Annotated in this window: 11 protein-coding genes; 2 read left to right on the forward strand and 9 right to left on the reverse strand. The window is 56.1% G+C overall.

What is annotated here, in order from left to right:
- Positions 1 to 160 precede the first annotated feature (160 nt).
- The 8 genes from NSU18_RS18150 to NSU18_RS18185 form a co-directional block, all read right to left on the reverse strand.
- On the reverse strand, positions 161 to 1,330 hold the full coding sequence (locus NSU18_RS18150; protein ID WP_341149705.1) for a glycoside hydrolase family 88/105 protein: 1,170 nt from the start codon (positions 1,328 to 1,330) through the stop codon (positions 161 to 163).
- Between the two features lie 76 nt (positions 1,331 to 1,406).
- Positions 1,407 to 3,152, reverse strand: a complete 1,746-nt coding sequence (locus NSU18_RS18155) for a glycoside hydrolase family 3 protein (protein WP_341149706.1) — start codon at positions 3,150 to 3,152, stop codon at positions 1,407 to 1,409.
- Positions 3,153 to 3,290: 138 nt separating this feature from the next.
- The gene (locus NSU18_RS18160; protein WP_341149707.1) at positions 3,291 to 6,758 is read right to left on the reverse strand and encodes a carbohydrate-binding domain-containing protein; all 3,468 of its coding nucleotides are present in this window, start codon (positions 6,756 to 6,758) and stop codon (positions 3,291 to 3,293) included.
- 130 nt (positions 6,759 to 6,888) lie between these two features.
- Positions 6,889 to 8,442, reverse strand: coding sequence for an ABC transporter substrate-binding protein (locus tag NSU18_RS18165; RefSeq protein ID WP_341149708.1), 1,554 nt, complete (start codon positions 8,440 to 8,442; stop codon positions 6,889 to 6,891).
- A 53-nt stretch (positions 8,443 to 8,495) separates the two neighbouring features.
- Positions 8,496 to 9,389: a carbohydrate ABC transporter permease gene (locus NSU18_RS18170; RefSeq protein ID WP_341149709.1), complete on the reverse strand. Its 894-nt coding sequence runs from the start codon at positions 9,387 to 9,389 to the stop codon at positions 8,496 to 8,498.
- A gap of 46 nt (positions 9,390 to 9,435) precedes the next feature.
- Positions 9,436 to 10,431 carry an ABC transporter permease gene (locus NSU18_RS18175; protein WP_445321811.1) on the reverse strand — a complete coding sequence of 332 codons (996 nt, stop codon included), beginning with the start codon at positions 10,429 to 10,431 and terminating at the stop codon, positions 9,436 to 9,438.
- A gap of 618 nt (positions 10,432 to 11,049) precedes the next feature.
- On the reverse strand, positions 11,050 to 12,864 hold the full coding sequence (locus tag NSU18_RS18180; protein WP_341149710.1) for a hypothetical protein: 1,815 nt from the start codon (positions 12,862 to 12,864) through the stop codon (positions 11,050 to 11,052).
- A 250-nt stretch (positions 12,865 to 13,114) separates the two neighbouring features.
- A complete protein-coding gene (locus NSU18_RS18185; protein ID WP_341149711.1) occupies positions 13,115 to 14,689 on the reverse strand; it encodes an ABC transporter substrate-binding protein in 1,575 nt (524 codons plus the stop codon).
- 79 nt (positions 14,690 to 14,768) lie between these two features.
- Between NSU18_RS18185 and NSU18_RS18190 the strand changes: the two genes are divergently transcribed.
- The gene (locus NSU18_RS18190; RefSeq protein WP_341149712.1) at positions 14,769 to 16,670 is read left to right on the forward strand and encodes a sensor histidine kinase; all 1,902 of its coding nucleotides are present in this window, start codon (positions 14,769 to 14,771) and stop codon (positions 16,668 to 16,670) included.
- Positions 16,645 to 18,261 carry a response regulator gene (locus NSU18_RS18195; protein WP_341149713.1) on the forward strand — a complete coding sequence of 539 codons (1,617 nt, stop codon included), beginning with the start codon at positions 16,645 to 16,647 and terminating at the stop codon, positions 18,259 to 18,261. Before NSU18_RS18190 ends, NSU18_RS18195 begins: the two co-directional genes overlap by 26 nt.
- 12 nt (positions 18,262 to 18,273) lie before the next feature.
- Here NSU18_RS18195 and NSU18_RS18200 read toward each other — a convergent pair whose 3' ends face one another.
- Positions 18,274 to 19,002 carry a protein-glutamine gamma-glutamyltransferase gene (locus NSU18_RS18200; protein ID WP_341149714.1) on the reverse strand — a complete coding sequence of 243 codons (729 nt, stop codon included), beginning with the start codon at positions 19,000 to 19,002 and terminating at the stop codon, positions 18,274 to 18,276.
- Between the last annotated feature and the right edge of the window lie 92 nt (positions 19,003 to 19,094).

The raw sequence follows: 19,094 nt of genomic DNA on the forward strand, positions 1-19,094 counted from the left end.
AAGGGAACCCTCCCCTCGGATTGCGCCTGACGTTGCTACCCCCTTGACGCTCTGAATGTTCTTGACGCCCCTGGTCCTCTTGTCGTCTCTGGCGCTCCTGATGTCCTTGACACCCTTGGCTCTCTTGTCGTCCCTGGCGCTCCTGATGTTCTTGACACCCTTAGCCCTCTTGTCGTCTCTGGTACTCTTCAGGCTCTTTACTCCTCTGGTCCGCGTGTCGTTGCTTACACTCCTGATGTTCCTGCCCCGCAAGCCGATACTCCATTTCCCCCAGATCCAGTGCCTCTGTCAATAGCTGCATCACCAGCCCTTGCCCGTACAGTGCCGGATATCTCTCGATGGTGTTATAGGCTGCTATCGAGGGCATGACCGGAGTGCCTCCCGAGACTCCCTGCACCTCACCATCTTCGCAGATAAGTGGAAGAATACCCGCAAGGGCCGCCTTCGCGCTCTCCAGATAAGCAGCCTCCAGCAGTCCGCTCTTCACCGCCTTCAGGAAGCCGCAGGCAATTCCGGCGCTGGCCGAGGTCTCCTCGTAGTAATCCGGCTGATCGAGCACCGTATGCCACAAGCCGCTGGCCCCCTGAGCCTGCCGCAGCGCAGAAGCAAGCCTGCGGTAGCGGCTGTATAGCTCATGCGGAATAGCAATCAGGCTTGCTGTCCCGGCCACAATCTCCGGGATAGCAAGTAGCACCCAGGCATTGGCCCGGGCCCAGCGGGCTGCCGACATATGGCTGCCTGCCCGGCTGTTCCAGCCATGGAACAGCAGCCCCGTCTCCGGGTCCTGAAGCAGACGAAGGTGCAGCAGCGTCTGCTGCACAGCGGCGGCGGCAGCCTCCCTGTCGCCGGTTAGGCCGGCAAGCCGGGCCAGGAACAGCACGGCCATATATACCGTATCGGCCCATACCTGTTCCGGGAATTCCACCGCCTCTGTCACCGTATGCTCCAGCGCCCCTTCCCGGGTCCGGGGGGCAGTCTCCAGTATCCATGCGGCAACCTCCTGCGCCCGGCTGAGTAGCCAAGGCTCGCCGGTCAGCCGGTACAGCTCAGGAAAGAGCGCATAAGGGGCCAGGGAATTAATAACCCAACCCCCCTCAGCCTTCTGCTTATTCCGGTTCACCCAGTGCAGCAGGTAATCCCTCACCTCTTGTTTATCAGTCACCGTGCCATACTCCAACAACGAGATTACGCCCACGCCGGGCACCCAGTCCCAATGATCTATATCCATAGCCCAATTGCCCTGGTGCTGCTCGGAGCGCATGTATTCCCAGATCCGCTCCAGCTTCTGCTCTAATGCCTGCCTGTTCGCTAACTCCCGATTGATAGTCAAGACCTCTGAAGCCTCCTTGAATCGTAATCATCCTCTTGAATCTTCGTCCTCACTGGAGAGCCTCCCTGAATCGTATTCACCCGCTTGAATCTCTGCCTTTACCGGAGAGCCTCCCTGAACCATAATATCCCTCTTGAATCTCCGTCCTCACCGGAGAGCTTCCCTGGAACGGAATCTCTCCGAATAGTGCCTTCACCGTCAGCTCTACCGTATCTTCATGCAGGGAATACGCATTCACCAGGGTATCTAAGAAGGGAATGTCCTGCAGCAGATACGGCGTAGCGAACGAAATACCGATCGGCCGGACAGTCTCTGCATGCTGCATGGCCCAGATGGCTTTGGCTGCTTCCCCCACTGGACGGGCGGTATTCATCATTCCGTGCAGCGGAAGGAAGTATGGGGCGAAGGCGGCATCCCAGCGGACCCCGGACAGCTCCCATTGCCGCAGCGTCGTCAGCGGCTCGAATTCATCCAGAATATCGACCGCAAGCCCCCGGGCCTTAAGCTGCTCCACAAAAAGATTCATCCGCTCATATCTGCGCCCCTCCGTCACCTTATTCAGCATGATGACCAGCACCCGCCGGATCTTCTGCGGATTCAGCGGCAGCTGGCCGGTACGGTTGCGCACCAGGGTAATGCAGCGCCCGGCCAGCTCGCGGCTGAACTGTCTGACCTGCCGGTCCAGACTGGGCAGCAGCTTGTCGTCCAGCAGCGGCAGCGCCCGGCCGTCTTCTTCCCCGGCGCGGGCAGCATGCACGCCAAGCCGCGCCTTCAGCTCCAGAATCCGCCGGACACTGGCCTTCAGCCGTTCCCGGCTGACACGTCCGTCCTCCACCGCCTGCTCCATGACCGCGAAGTAACGCACTCCTGGCCAGAGCAGCACATCCGTACCGCAATTGAAGCAGTCGATGATGCGCTGCGTGTAGTCTCCCCAGGATAAGAACCCGCCCATATCGAGCGCATCCGACAGCACAACTCCATCGAAGCCCAGCCGCTCCCGCAGCAGCCCTGTTGTAATCCGTTCCGAGACGGTTGCCGGAATCGGCTTCGATCCGCTGCCTGCCCCGTCTTCGATCCAAGGAAGGGCGATATGTCCGGTCATATAGGACATCACACCCTGATCAATCATCTCCCCGGCCACCTGTCCGTAAGTGGAGAACCACTCCTCTTCCGATAAGCTGTTCAACGTAGTAATGATATGCTGATCCCTGTAATCGACCCCGTCACCAGGAAAATGCTTGGCGCATGCCGCAAGGCCATGCTCCTGCATCCCCCGCATAACAGCGGCAGCCAGGCGTGCCGCCCGTCCGGCCTCATCGCCGAGACAACGGGTCGTAATCACGGGATTCATCCAGTTCAGCAGCAGATCGGTGCCCGGGGCCAGCGCCCAGGTGAACCCCGCCGCCCGGCCTTCAAGCGCGGTATATTTGCCGTATTCATAAGCCAGGGCCTCATCATCGGCGGCGGCAAGCGCGAGGAGCGGCGGGAAGGCCGTGAGACTTCTCACGGCCGAGCCTGCCCCGAATTCCAGATCACCGGAGAACAGCAGCGGGAACCTGCTGATGCCCTGCAGCATTCCCGCCCAGTCCCGGTAATCCTCCGCTTTGCCCGCAGCCTTCTGAATGACCTCCCCGCCGATGAAGAAGCTGCCCACCGGATACTGCTCCAGATACCTGCGGAGACTTGCCTCATCATCTCCTTTGAACGGCAGTCTGCCTGCGTGGTCTTGCATCGTCTGCCCGATCAGCTCACGAAGGCTCATCGCTTCAAGCGTACCCTCTACCCACTCCTGTTCTTCCTTGGTTAACGGCTTCTGCATCATTTAAAGCTCCTCCCGGCAGGTTCTGTTCTGAGTCCAGTGTACCGGATCGCGAAGCTGGTCTACATACAGCCAGCTATAATATAAGTTCAATATTCTACAAACTGCCTGCGCGCATATCCCCAGCGGCTGATTAGCCCGTCAGGGCAGGCTGATCAGAAGCGTCCTTGCCCGCTTGTTATTCTCCTTGTTCATCTCCGCATACCGCCAGATATCATTCACAAAAAAGCTGACCGTAAACTCGCCGATGGTCGGCACCGTCCAGCGGGGCGTTCCCTGGGCACTGGCGTTAGCCGTCAGTGTAATCTCCTCGCCCGGCTGAATCACACTGGTATTCGTGTCCGTCCACGAGACCACCCCGCCGTTGACCGAGAAGGCGCCGCCGGTAATCTGCCCAAGTCCGGTCGAAGCATTCAGCGGTGTGGGACGGACGCCGATGTTCTTCACTTTGGCCCAGAAAATTAGGGAGTCGCCCAGCTGCGGTGTGCTGTGCGCGGAAGGGCTGCCGTCGCTGTTCACAATCTGCCAGCCGATATCCGTCACGGTCAGATCCGGTCCCGGTACAGGCAGTACAGACTCGTAGCTCTCATACTCCAGCCCGCTGACCATTACCTTTCCGCCTTTGCCTGCAATCTCTATCCGGTGCAGCCCGTATTCCAGACCCGTCAGCTCGTAGACAATTTTATGATCGCCCTCCAGCCCTGCCTGCGGAATAACTACAGTCTCCTTATACTCGCCATCGACGTAGACATCCGCACTGCCCATATCGCTCTTGATATCTGATCTCCAGCGGACACCGATGCCATTGAAGCTGAAGGCGGCTGTGGCATCCTCTTCGTAGGTCACATGGGAGACTCCATTGGGCGCAGGCGTGAATCCGGCATAGTCAATATAAGGATGATCGTGTGCGGCCGGATACCAGTGGGAGAGCGGAACGTACTGCCCCTCCTCCAGCCTGAAGTAATCGAGATTCGCCCCCTTCCCGGCCGAAGTGAAGCTGATCGTGTTATAGCCCGGCTGGAGGGTAATGCCATACTGCCGTGCTGTCAGATTCGCGGTCCAGCTTCCCGTAGAAGGCAGGGTTACTGTGGACTGCTTCACGCCGTTCACGAGAATGTTTTTCTTCGACTCCTCATTGGAAGCGTATACAATTGTCAAAGTATAGCTGCCTCCGTTCACGGAGTGGAAGCCTTGGATCGTTAAGCCTCCGCTATGTGTCTGCTCTACGACCTTGCCGCCCGAGGCGCTGCTGTTATTACCGGTCTTCAGCGGCAGGGCAAAGGCGGTAGCTTCGGCCTCGAACTTGGAAGGATCTCCTGCGGCATGCGGTGTAATGGGCATAACCGGCGTAGTCGCTGACACGGCTGCGCTAAGAGGCGATACATTGCCGGAGTCATCCACGGCCTGCACCGTGTAGCTGTAAGTGGTCTGGGGCGCAACGGTATAGTCACTCCAGAAGGTCAGCCTACCCGGAATATTGATCACCGGAGCCGCTCCGCCGTCACGGTAGACGTTATAGCTGACCACAGCATCATTGTCTGTCGAACCCGCCCAGGTCAGCCGGATCTGCTCATGGCTTACGGCTGTTGCCGCAGGGTTGCCCGGAGCAGCAGGCAGTGTGTTGTCCTGCTCATCCAGGATGTACTGGACTGTCTCTCCCGCGTCCAGTGCCACTGTAAGGGTAACGTAGGGATCTGCCGTAAGCTCCACCCGGGAGTAGGCGGCGGCGTACGTCTCCCCGGGTCCGAACCGCTCCCCGGTATATACTCCGCTGGACGGCAGGGCCACCCGGACCTGCATCGTTACCGGCGTCTTCTCGAAATTCACGAAGTTCAGCAGGATTTTATCCGCAGCAGCCCCGATGGCCGAAGTGCCCAGCGTCGAGGTATCCACTGCGCGGAAGTATGCCTTCAGCCCGGTCAGTTCAGCCGCATTCAGTACCTCGTAGCCCAGCGGGCTTCCATGCGTAGCGTAAGCAGCGGCCAGTCTGCGGAACGTCTTCAGCCGGGTCTCCCCGGATTCATTGATATTAGCCGGTACCGCCGCCGTATCCTCATAGCGGTGCGTGTTCCAGTTAATCGCGGAATCGAACAGGCCAAACTCCGTCCCGTCATTGAAGAAGGCGGCATGCTGCATAATATGGTCGGCATAACCGATATTCCCCCGCAGCTCCCGGTCAAAAGCAGAAGCGAACCTGTAAGCATACGTCCCGTATTTCGTATTGTCGGAATGATTGTCGTTGCTGCCGGTCTCACTCATGGCCATCTCTTTGCCGAAGCCTTCCTCTGAATCGTTGTACACCCGAAGATTCTCATAGAGGCTTCCGCCCGGCAACGGCTGGACGCCGGTCCCGCCATAGCTGTGTCCGTTGGTCACATCCGACAGTGCTTCAATCGGCGCACGCTGGGCAGCGTCCCGTTCCCAGCCGTCTGGGGTGCCGTTATACGGCCAGTAGGCCCAGCCCGGGGCGACAATTTTCAGGTACGGCTGGCTGTTCGTCTGCCTCTCCTCGTCCATCATTTCATGAAGCGCCAGCACTGCCTTCTGCGCCCAGCCGAACAGTCCCGGCTCGTTGCCTGTCTCTGCATACTGATACAGATCGCCGAATTTGTTGACAAAGCCGCTGTAATAGCTCCTCAGCGCAGAGCTGATCGTCCCTGCCGCCAGCTCGCTGTTAGTCTTCCAGTTGCCGCCGATGATATTAACCATAGGCGCAAGGTTGAGGTCGCGCAGCGTCTCCAGATACTTGCGGCCCTGCGGGTCCCAGCCTGTGCTGGTATCGGACCAGAAGGAGGTGCGCATCCAGTTGCCGCTGTAGGCAATGCCCAGCCACTTGGCCATCGGCGCCAGATGGCGGATTGCATGCTCGTCATACCTGAAGGTCGAAGCGGCAATCGTGCTGCCGAGATGAACATACCTGCCATGGATGGGCTCTGTGGCCGGCTCCTCCAGTGCCTTCAGCCTGAAATAATCCCACTCAAACCACAGATACTTGTCACCGTCATATCCGGGCGACAGCGGATCAGCGTATAGCCCGCGATCCACAGTCAGCTTCAGCTCATTGCTGCCGGTCTTCAGCTGTTCTGAGGGAATGTAGAGTCTATAGGTTTCTTTCCATGTGTTCGTAAGGGGGGTCTCTCCGTCATTCAGCCCGGTAATCTGAATCAGCCCGCTGAAGCTGCCATTGGTGAACACGGCCAGCTGCGGAATAGCTGTGCTTGCATCCAGTACCTTGAAGCTGAACTCAACACCATTGAGGGGGACTTCCGTAAGATTGAAGCTTAGCTCCATCGCCGCATTACGGTCCAGCTTCATGCCGCGGGAGATCGTATTCCAGTTCAGGGGATTGACGGGGAGGTTAATATTCTCACTGTACACATCCTGATACACTGTAAATTCTGCGGAGCTGTTATCCTGCTCGCCCACCTGCCATAGCAGCGAAGACGGCTGATAGGTATCCTCTGTGACCGTACTGTTATTTGCATGATCTTCCACAACCGCCTGTGCAGGCGGCATTTCGGCAGAGCTGATCTGTACTCCGGGCAATGCTGCGGACATCCATACCAGCGCTGCAATGAGCAATTTGCCTGTGATTCTCTGAATTCGCATAGTAACACCCTCTCTTAATCAGATAGGGCTCCCCAAAGGCTGGATTAGCGAAAGAGAATACCCGGTACCTGCCGCAGGCGGCCGCGTGACTGCTGCTGCCGGATACCGGGCGTGCTATGGCCTCTACTGCTTATTTGGCGGCCAGAAAAGCGTCGAGCTGACTCTGAATTTCCGTAATCACAGCGTCCAGGCCTGCGGCCTTCAGCTTGCTGTTCATCTCCTTCAGGACCGGCTCAGGGTCCTTTTCCCCGGAGAACAGGGTGTTCTTATACTGCTTCGTGATGTTGATCAGCGCTCCGATCTGTGACTGCACCTTGGTTGAATCGAACACAAACCCGATGACTGGGGAAATATTCGAGTTCTTATTCCAGTCCGTATAGAGCTGCACGCGCTTCGGATCTTCATCCTTATTCAGGTAGTTCAGCAGCACATTGCCGATCATCCAGGAGGAGACGGAGTTATAGCCGCTGTCCGCAATGAACTCCACAGTATTGTTCTCCAGCTTCTTGTAGTGCTTGCCCTCAATGCCGAAGGTCAGCAGGTTGTAGAGCACCGGATCGGTGTGAATCAGGTTCATGAACATCATCGCCCGCTCGGGGTTCTTCGAGGTTCTGGAGATGGCGAGCATGGAGCCCTGCAGACTCTTGGTACTGACCTGAACAGGCAGCAGCGTCTTGATGATCATCGGCTTCTCGGCGAGCCGGGTCCAATCATTGGTGGACGTCGGATTCATGTTGCCGTAGACGAACCAGGCCTTGCCGCTTTTGACCGCATCCTTCAGCTCGGTCTTGTCAGTGGCTCCGTTCTTGTTAATATAGCCCGCTTCATACCAGCTGCGGATCAGCTTCAGCCGCTCCGTCATTGCCGGCGTGTCGTATTCGTTGAACACCTTCATGGTCTTGTAATCCAGCAGGGTCGGGATATCATTGCTGCCGTCTAAGTCCTCGCTGTCAGGATACGCGGTGAACCAGTGCAGACTGTCGGTATGGTTCATGAACAGCGGAGAGAGGGCCGGCTCCTTCTCCTTAATTGTCTTCAGCATCGGTTCAATATCCTCCAGCTTCTGGAGGCTGTTCACATCGAAGCCGTATTTATCCACAATCGCCTTGTCAAAAGCAAACCCGACCGACTGACCCAGCTCCTTCTCGGTTGGAACCGCATACAAATGTCCGTTGACGGTGGCCGCCTGCAGGTAAGCGGGGTTGATCTGTGCCTTCGTCTCTTTGGCATAGGTGTCCAGCAGCTCCTCCAGCGGCAGATACGCCCCCTTCGCGGCATTGGTCATGAAGTTCCAGGTATAGACCATATCGAACACCTCGCCGGACTGGATCATCAGGTTGACCTTGTCGGCCGGTTTATCCCAGCTCAGCTGGTTGATCTTGAGGGTGGCGTTGATTTTATCCTTCAAGTAGGCGTTGATCTCCTGCTCTACGGACGCCACATCCTTATCCGGCCCGCCGGGCAGATACAGGGACAGCTCCACCGGCGGAAGTGCATCCGGCGCCTCTGTTCCGCCCGCTTCGGTTCCTGTGGCTTCCTTCGTTGCCGCCGGAGCTGTGGTGCTTTCTCCCGCTTTCTCTGTAGGCGCAGCTGTATTGCCATTGTTCCCCGCACATCCGGCCAGGGTGAATCCGGCTATCAGCACAAGCGACAGCAGCAGACCTGTGACTTTTTTACCTGCCATACTTTTTTCCTCCCCTTGATGGACAAATATATGCTAATCGGTAGGTTCCGAGGTTAGCCTTTGATCGAGCCGAGCGTCAGTCCTTTGATGAAATACCGCTGGAAGAACGGATAGGCCAGCACAATCGGCCCAATGCCGATCAGCGCCATCGCCATACGGATCGTTTCCCCCGGCAATTTGGCCAGCTCGGTGGCCGAGCCTTGAATGAGTGCCCCGTTGCGGCTCAGGTAGTCTGCCTGGGAGATCATTTTGTACATGAGATATTGGAGGGAATAGAGGTCTGTGTCAGTAATGAAGATCATGCTGTTGAACCAGTCGTTCCAGTAATGCAGTGTATTGAACAGCCCAATGGTCGCGAAGACCGGCAGAGACAGCGGGAAAACAATCCGGAAGAACGTCCGCAGCTCCCCCGCCCCGTCAATCGTAGAGGCTTCAATCAGCGCGGGCGGCACGCTCATCTGGAAGTACGTCTTCATAATCAGCACATTGAACGGGGACAGCAGCATCGGCACAACCAGCGCCCAGATCGAATTTTTGAGGTCCAGCACCTGAGTGTAGACCATATACCACGGCACCAGCCCGCCGCCGAACAGCATGGTGAAAAAGATCAGGAAAGCGAACACCCCCCGGTACCGGAAATCCGCCCGCGATATCGGATACGCATACAGGGAAGAGAGGAACACACTGGCCAGCGTTCCGGTGATTGTGACGAAGATGGAGATGCCGTAGGCCCGCAGCACCACGCTGTAATCCTTGAAGATATAAGCGTAAGCCTCCAGGCTAAGCTTCTCAGGAATGAACTGATAGCCACTACGGACAATGTAATCGTAGTCGGTAATCGAGATCATGAAGACCAGGACAATCGGCAGCAGGCAAGCCAGGGACAGAATGATAAAAATAATATGGAGAAGAACATTAGTGAATCGGGATATTTCGTTATTAGCCACGGATTTCCACTCCTTCTACAGGGTACGTGCGCCGCCAGACTTTCCGCTAGAAAACCGCCTGATCCTTGTCAACCTTGCGCACGATCCAGTTCGAGCCGAGGACCAGGAAAAAGCCGACCACCGATTGGTATAATCCGGCCGCTGCGGACATCCCCAGGTTCCCCATATTGATCAGCGCGTTATAGACGTAGGTGTCGATGACCAGCGTAGTCGGGTACAGCGCCCCGGAGTTCAGCGTAGTCTGGTAGAACAGCCCGAAGTCGGAGCGGAAGATGCCCCCAATGGCCAAAATCGTTGTAATAATAATGACCGGCCGGATGAGCGGGATGGTAATGTGCAGAATCTGCTTCCACTTGCTGGCACCGTCGATCAGAGCCGCTTCATAGTACTCATTGTCAATGCCGATGATCGCCGCCAGGTAGATGACACAGCCATAGCCCACCCCTTTCCAGAGATTGATCAGCGGCAGAATGAACGGCCAGTACTTCGGCTCCGAATACCAGTTCAGCTCATCCAGACCGAACAGGGCGAAGACCCCTTTATTGATGAAACCGTATTCAACATTCAGAAAAGCGAACACCAGATAGCTCACCACCACCATCGACAGGAAGTAGGGGAAGAACATGATGCTCTGATAGAATTTGGCGGCCAGCTTGTTCCTCAGCTCATTCAGGGCCACCGCAATGGATACGGCGAAGAGCAGATTAAGCACAATGAACACGAAGTTGTAGAGCACCGTATTGCGCGTGATAATCCAGGCATCCGAGGTGGCGAACAGGAATTTGAAGTTATCCAGCCCCACCCACGGACTGCCAAGAATCCCGTCTACATAATTGATATTCTTGAACGCAATCACAATCCCGAACATCGGCAAATAATTGTTGATCAGCAAAAATACTACGCCCGGCAGCAGCATCAGCAGCAGCACCTTATGCTTCAGCAGATGCTTCAGCATGTGTCTCTTCTTCGTATTGCGGCCTACCGGCGGCAAGCTGCTGCCGTTGCCTGTGACCGCCATACTTCTTTTGGACTCGATAACCATTGTCTTCCGCCTCCCGTGTTCCTTCAGCAGTCCCTCTCTTCCCTGCCTTAAGTGTAGCCGCAGGCGGCCCCATGCTAAATAAGGCCATCTATAATAAAAGTTCAAAATCCTACGGAGTTTGGATGGGCTTCGCTTCCGGCCAAGCTGGAAACGGCAGTCAGAAGGGATGGGAAAGCGCACCGCTCCCGTCCTGATTCTGGCGTAAGGTGGACGGCTCGCCCCCTCCTCGCTCTGGCATGAGGTGGACAGCTCGCCCCCTCCTCGCTCTGGCATGAGGTGGACAGCTCGCCCCCTCCTCGCTCTGGCATGAGGTACATTAATTGGATAAACGTATCTTAATTCGGATACTTTTGATTTCTTTCGGGCTTTAGTTGGATAAACGTCATTTAATTTTGCGTATTCCCCCTACTCCGCTATATTGGTTGAATTTTAAGTGTTGTTTCTCCAACTGTTTTCGTACACGAAGACCTCTGTTCACGAATTAGTGGCGAAAATCCAATTATTTTTCGTACCGGAAGCTATACAGAGGCAAGGACAAAACACAAAAAGGCGCTCCACGATAACCGCTGTGGAACGCTCTTTTAGCTGAAGCTTATGCGCTTGATCCGCCTGGCGGGATTAGGTCAGTCTGTGGACAGACCACACAATACCCGAGGATTGACCGCCGAGATCCAGTGGCAGAGTTAATCCATCTGCTACATAGAAGAGGCCGATGACATCGCCTGCACTCAGTTCAACCTCGCCTGACAATGTTACTGTACCGTTACCAAGAATCGTCCGCAGACTTATAAGAAGCGCAATGTTAACATTGAGCAGCGGGAACAATCCGGTTATCAGATCTGTTACTGTCGGAGATGTTCTCCGCACTACAAAAGCCGGATCAATTCCCGCCCCCAATGCAACCGTGATCGCGGCCGTAGTGCTATAGTTAATAGTCGCCTTGATTGAATATCTGCCGGATGCCGGGATCGTATAGCTTCCTGTAGCATCATTAAGTGTCGCACTGTCATAGAACGGCGAATTTACAGTCCAACCCGTTAGCTGCGTACTGGTCGTGGCCGAGAATGTCGGCAGCAAGGCGGAGAATCCTTCCGCTGCAAAATTCGGGCCCGTTGCTCCGGTCGAACCGGTCGCACCTGCTGCTCCCGCCACTCCTGCCACCGCTGCTCCCGTTGGCCCAGTTACCCCGGTCGCTCCTGTATCACCTGTTGCCCCGGTTGCTCCCGTTGCCCCGGTTGCTCCCGTTGCTCCGGTTACTCCAGTCGCCCCTGTTGCCCCGGTCGCTCCCGTTACTCCCACTCCCGTTGCCCCAGTCGCCCCGGTCACGCCTACTCCCGTTGCACCAGTCGCCCCGGTCACGCCTACTCCCGTTGCACCAGTCGCTCCCGTCACTCCTACTCCCGTTGCACCAGTCGCTCCGGTCACTCCCACTCCCGTTGCACCGGTCGCCCCGGTCACTCCTGCACCCGTTTCACCAGTCGCTCCCGTCACTCCTACTCCCGTTGCTCCGGTCGCGCCAGTCGCACCGGTCACCCCAGCTCCAGTCGCTCCGGTCACGCCTACTCCGGTCGCGCCAGTCGCACCTGTCACCCCAGCGCCAGTCGCCCCGGTCACGCCTACTCCCGTTGCTCCGGTCGCCCCGGTCACTCCCACTCCTGTTGCACCGGTCGCCCCTGTCACTCCCACACCTGTTGCACCTGTCGGACCCGTTGCGCCAGTCGCACCGGTCACCCCAGCTCCAGTCGCTCCGGTCACTCCTACTCCCGTTGCACCGGTCGCCCCTGTCACTGCCACACCTGTTGCACCTGTCGGACCCGTTGCGCCGGTCGCACCGGTTACCCCAGCTCCAGTCGCCCCGGTCACTCCCACTCCCGTTGCCCCGGTCGCTCCCGTTACTCCTGCGCCCGTTGCTCCCGTTACTCCTGCGCCCGTTGCTCCGGTCGGACCTGTCACGCCAGTCGCACCGGTCACTCCCGCGCCCGTCGCTCCTGTTACTCCTGCGCCCGTCGCGCCTGTCGCACCTGTCGGACCCGTCACACCGGTTGCTCCAGTAGCCCCAGTCGCACCCGTTACACCAGTATCACCCAATAGTTCAGCCGAGACCAGCCGGTGGGCAGTAACAAGCTGTCCCGTGCTGCTCTTCCCCCATACAGAGATCTGAACCGGATCATCTACAATTGCTGGAGTGTCAAACACAAATTCAAAGGCGTCCAGATCCGCATAATAAGTATTAGTAATAGATCCATTAACAGCTACATTAAGTGATTGACTGACATACAGTACCCGCATGCCTCCCTGCATGTAATAGCCTTGTAAAGATACTGTAGAAGCTACAACACTACTGCGGTTATCAATTCTGACCGTAACCTGCGTAGTGGGTCTCACCCCTCCTACTGCATTATTTTCCAGTGGTCCTGTAGATAGTAGAGTCATTTCCCAGTCTCCTTTAATGACAGATTTGCATTGCCCTGATAGATTGTCCTTTCCTCGCTTAATCTATCTTTTGACTACATAGAAGCTAGCAGCAGAAAGATGGATCAATATAGTAATATTCTGCGATTCTGGCAGGGTGTGTGCAGTAGAGCTAGATTCCGGCAAGCATCCTGTATAAATAGGAGACAACACAAAGAGAGCCTCTCCTCAGCCGCATTGGCCGGGAAAGGTCCCTGAATATAAGCCTATTCTATTCCCGTCCGCTGCCCGAACGGCTCTGCAGGCTCTCCCCCAATAACGGGGAACGGGGATCGAACTGCGGATAGATATACTCCTCACGCCGAAAAGAATACCCGGTAGCTGCAATATCCAGCATCTGATTCAGCCGCTCACTCTCGCTGCCCAGTCCCTGGTCCAGCGGAATATCTCCCGCGATGATCCGCAGGTACAGCTGCATTCTTGGACGGTCGCCTGAATAACGCGGCTCCATCGACACCGTATTCGGATCGTATTGGTCCATGATCTGCGGCGAGAGCGGGTAGACCGATTCTGCTGCGGTGGGATAGAATTCCCTGAAGTGGCGCAGCCCGCGCGAAGCGCCCGGCTGATCCATAATCCCGTCTGTCACCGGGAGGGCGAGCGCCTGCTGGTACAGCATGCCCAGGAACTCCTGGGATTGAAAAAAACGCCAGACCTTCACCGCAGCCTCCCGGCTCTGCGCTGCACTGTTCACCACCAGCGGAGCGTGGGGGACCATCATCAGGGCCCCGGCCCCGCGCCGTGACAGGTCCGCTGCGGGAGGGAGCGCTACCCCCCAGTCATCCTTAGGCATATACTCCTGCAGCCTGACATAATCTTTGCTGGTAACATACATCATACCGATATTGCCGTCCGCGAATTGCCGGAGCGCACTGCTCAGCTTCAGCAGAGTCTCCCCCGGATAGAGACTGCCCTGCTGCTTCATCTCCCGTACCATTTGCAGCCAGGGAGCATAGACACTCAGGTCATAACGGCCCGACCGGTAATCATAAAGATAATAACCGCTGTAGGTATTCGATAGCTCCAGCCCGGCCTGGAGACTGGCCCGGCTATCCCCGGCGGGCAACGCGAAGCCGTATTTGTTCACAGGTGCTCCGGCCCGGCTAATCTGCAGGGCAGCCTGCTCCAGTGCAGCGAAGGTATGCGGAGGCTGCTCCGGGTCAAGTCCGGCGGTCCGGAACAATTGTTTATTGTAGATGAGACGGACGGTATCAATACTGGAGGGCATGAAGTAGATTCCGCCCTTGAACAACGGGCCGGACGCGTACGCCCTCGCCCATACCGGAAAGCGCAGCAGCCAGCCCGCATCCAGCTCCGCTGACAGATTAGCAAGATACCCCTTGTTGACATAAGTGGCCAGCCAGGCGTTATCCACACTGAACACATCCGGCCCCTGCCCGGAGGTCATCAGCATATTCAAGGTATCGTCGTAGGCGTCTGTTGCAAGGTTCATGGGCACAATCTCAATCTGATCGGGATTCGTTTTATTGTAATGGCTGATGGCGTTCTTCACTTCCAGGTTCTCCGTCCAGTCAGACAGGGCGACCCTCACCCGGGTGGGCTGCGCCGCCGGTACGGCCTTCTCGCCTGGAGTGAGGTCCGGCAGCAGCGGGCGGTTAGAACCAAGAGTGTAAATAACCAGCCCGCAGCCTAAGACGGCAATAAGATACAAGTGGAAACGGCTTTGGCGTCCTTTTACAGGACGGTACCGTTTCAGTGAGAAATAAAAGGATAAGTTATCATGTGAAACATATGAATTCTTATATTTGAACAATAACCTTTTCACACCGCACCTCCTGCGTTGACATCCTGACTTCACGCGTTTTACAATGTATACCAATTATTACCCCGGAAGGAGGACTCCGATGAAGAAATATTACGATTCGTTGTCGAAGGCACTCTTCCTCTACAATTTCAGCATCCGCAGCCGCCTGATTCTCTACTTCCTCTTCCTCGTTCTTCTCCCGACTACGATCATCTCGGTCACCATCTATAACAAATCTGCCGGGATCATTACCCGGAATATGAATACATCGATTGAGAATAACTTCAATCTGGTTCAGGATAATCTGTCCCAGCGGTTCGAAGCCGCCAATCAAGCCATGACTGCGCTGTACCTGAATTCTGAATTCGCGGACCTCATCTCCTCCAACCGGCCAGCAGACAGCACCGGAATCATTAATGAGCTGGCCTCCCTTAGCAAAATCCTTGAGGATTTCCCAGCAAACGGGACCTCCGGCAACAGCTTCGTCCCTATGCTCTATATGCTGAACCGGCCGGAATATACCCAATATAACTTCTCACGCCGTGTATTCAATATTGATCTTATCACCTTGAAGCCCTGGTATTTAAGCATTCCGGCCAAAGCCGATTTTGCCGTGGTCGGACTTAGCTCGCTGGATTCCCGGTTCACCCTCAAATTCGCGAAGCGCCTGTTCGGTATCCGGCATGCACAACTGCCCTATGTCGGACTGCTCACCCTGGATATTCCGGCGGCCGAATTCGGCACGCTCCTGGAGCATTATAAGCCCACGCCCGGCAGTAAGGTCTATATCGCAGACAAGTCCGGAACCATCGCCATCAGCCCCGAGCCGTCGCTGATCGGCCAGAATATCGCCGCCCAGGATTATTACAGCAAGCTTAGCCTGACTACAGACGTTACTGACCACACTGACCACACAGGTAACCCGCTCCCTCCAGACCACCCGTCCGCTCTGCATTCCTTCCGCCACTCCATCGGAAGCGAGGAGATGCTCGTCTCGTACACAACCCTGGAGAACACCGGCTGGACCATCCTGTCCTTCTCGCCTGTCCGCGAGCTTAACGGGGAGCTGATCTCCTTCCGCCGGGTGATGTACGCCGTAATTGTCATCTGCATGCTCGTCTCCTTCCTGATGGCGCTGCTGCTGTCCGAGAATATCTCCGCACCCATCCGCAAATTCATCCAGTCAATGTCGCATGCCGAGAGCGGGAACTTCAATATCCCCATCCGTTACCGGCGCAAGGACGAATTCTCCTATTTATTCAACCGCTACAACAAGCTGCTCCAGCAGATTAAAGCGCTGATCGACAAGCTCTACGTCACCGAGCTGCGCAAAAAGGAAGCCGAGCTGCAAATGCTCCAGGCCCAGATCAATCCGCATTTTCTCTACAACACCCTGGACTCCATTAACTGGATTGCCATTAACCACGATATTCCCGAGATCAGCAGCATGGTCACCTCGCTCTCGGATTTCTTCCGGTACAGCCTGAGTAAGGGCCGCAATATCATCCCGCTCCGCGATGAGCTGCGGCAGGTCGAGAGCTATCTGCAGATTCAGCAGTTCCGCTTCCAGGACCGGCTTCACTATGAGCTGGAGGAGACGGACCAGCCGCTGGCAGAGGAATGTCTGGTGGTGAAGCTTAGTCTCCAGCCGCTGGTGGAGAATGCCCTGATTCACGGGATTCAGCAGCGGCGGGGCACAGGCACGATCCGCATCCGGGTAGAGCAGACACAGGAGCTGCTTAGCATCTCCGTGTTCGACGATGGCATAGGCGCAGATCCCGCGCGGCTGAACCAATTGCTGGCAGACCCGCAGCCGGGCAACCAGTCTTATGGCATCCGCAATGTGCATATGCGGATCCGGCAGTTTTTTGGAGAGTCCTATGGCATCCGTTACTACGACAATACCGAAGACGGCTGCGGTCTGCTGGCTGTCATCCGGTTCCCGGTGGTCACTACTTGGAATGAGGTGAACGAAGATGTTAACGATGATCGTAGCGGATGACGAGCCGTTTATCCGCAGCAGTCTGATCCGTGTGTTCGATTGGCAGGAAGAGTTCGGGATTGAGCTTATCGGGGAAGCCTCGGACGGACTGGAAGCCTACGAATTATGCCTGAAGCTCCGGCCGGACATCCTGTTCACCGACATTATGATGCCGCTAATGGGGGGACTTGAGGTAGCAGAGAAGCTGCGGGAAGCAGGCTGCGCCACCCGGATTATTATTATCAGCGGCGCCCAGGACTTCTCCTACGCCCGGGAGGCGCTGAAGGTCAATGCAGAGGGATATATTCTGAAGCCTGTCAAGCTGCCCGAGATCCGCAGTGTCTTCCGTCAGGCGGTGGCGAAGCTGACAGAGCAGCGCGAGCAGCAGCTGGATATGGAGCAGCTTAAGCAGCAGCTTCAAGACAATATGCCGCTGCTGCGGGAGAAATTCCTCCAGAATCTGATCGCCGGCCTCTACCGCAGGGAGAAGGAGATCTGGCAGAAGATACAGTATTTCTCCCTGCCCTTCCAGCAAGGGACGCCTCTCAGCGTATGTGTACTCCAGCTGGATGAATACCGGAGCGCGGTGGACAAATACTCGGAGGAGCACAAGCAGCTGCTTTATTTTTCCATCCAGAATATCATTCAGGAGAGCCTGGACAGCCACCCCTGCGCCATCAGCTTCGTGGCCAGCGAGAACGAGTTCATCCTGGTGTTCTGCACCCCGCAGACGCCTCCGTCCCACTCCATCTCCGGGACCTGCGGGCAGATTATCGCCAACATTCAGAAGTATCTGCGGCTGGACGCCTCCGTCGGCATCGGGCGGGCTTGTCCGCTGGCGGGCCAGCTTGAGGATTCCTATAAGGATGCGCTGGCTGCGCTGGTGTACAAATTCTATACCGGTCCCGCCTCCGTCCTCTACATCAAGGATATCCAGCCCGACACGGAGAAGCTGCAGAGCACCTTTATCTATAAACTCCAGGCCCGGCTGATGAATGAATTGAAGGCAGGACATACGGACACTGTCACCCGGCTGATGGAGCAGCTCTTTGACGGGCTGGCCGGGCCCAAGCATAGAATTGAATATGTGCAGAGCCTCTGCGCAGAGATGATTTTCACCTCCGCCAGAGCTCTGTATGAGATTGATGAGGATATCGGTCAGGTGCTGAGCGACCGGATTAGCATCATGGATAAGCTATATCAGCAGACCACGATTACCGGCCTTAAGGCGTATATGCTGTCGCTCCTGCATGATTTAAGCGCTTATGTGGCAGGCAAGAATACCTCCAGGAACAGCCGGATCGTCAGCAGCATCCGTACTATCGTTCAGGAGGGATACGCCTCGGAGCTGTCCGTGTCCAGGATTGCCGAGGAGGTGTTTCTGACACCTAACTACATCAGCTTGCTGTTCAAGAAGGAGACCGGCGGAACCATTACCGACTATATCACCCAGATCCGCATAGGCAAAGCGAAGGAGCTGCTGCTGACCACGGACCTGAAGGTCATGGAGATCTCGGAGCGGGTTGGCTATGAGAATCCCCATTATTTTAGCACAGTATTCAAAAAAACCACCGGCCTGCATCCGCTCAAATTCCGTTCGTCCAAGGGTTAAACTTCCTCTGCTCTAGCGGATAATATAAGATTTCGTACCTATTCTGGAAAAGATGGACGTTTTTGCATTCACTTTGGCGGAGACCGGCAGGTTCAGGCGCGCGTTGCCCAGTGAAGCAATATAAGCAAAGTCCGGATGAAGCCCTTCATCCGCCAGATAGGCCGGAGTCCGGCTGCCCGGCACCCGCTCCCTGTTAAGCGAGGTTATCATCTGCGTGGCATTCTTAATCCCGAGTCCATGTCCGTAGTAACTGTCTCTGGACAACATAATCGCGTTCTCCCCCTGCCATTCCGGCTTAGACGGATCATGGTCGGGATTCTTGAAATAGACCACATCGCCCGGCTGCAGCTCATTCCGGTTGAACGTGGTAATCAGCTTCAGATTGCTGTCATAGTTCCAATCCCACAGGTACAGACCGGTGAAATACCGGTTGAAGGCTGCCTCCCCAATCATGTTGATGGTCGCTTTATAGAGAATCATCACCATCGCCATAGCACATTCGAAGGCATACAGCTGTCCATTGACAAAAATATCATTAATCGCCGCCGAAGGAGTGACATTTGAATTCAGCTCAAATCCGCCGCCTCCTGTACGGGTCCAATACCTCGGATTGCAGCGGGAATTCTCGAAGGTCGAGAAATCTGTACCCCCTACATTCATTGCCCGGGCTGCCGCAATAATCTCCCCCCGCATTCTGCTCTCAAATGCCGGATCTGCCGGAGCCGCGTATCCATACCCCATTCTGCTTCCCCCTTTCGTCTTCTTGCCATGAAATATAGGTTATTGTACGTGTCGGGCCTCCTATTGGTGCGTAAACAGCCCCCCGTAATCTA

The organism is Paenibacillus sp. FSL H8-0048, from assembly GCF_038002825.1.
In the GTDB taxonomy this organism is placed as follows: domain Bacteria; phylum Bacillota; class Bacilli; order Paenibacillales; family Paenibacillaceae; genus Paenibacillus_AQ.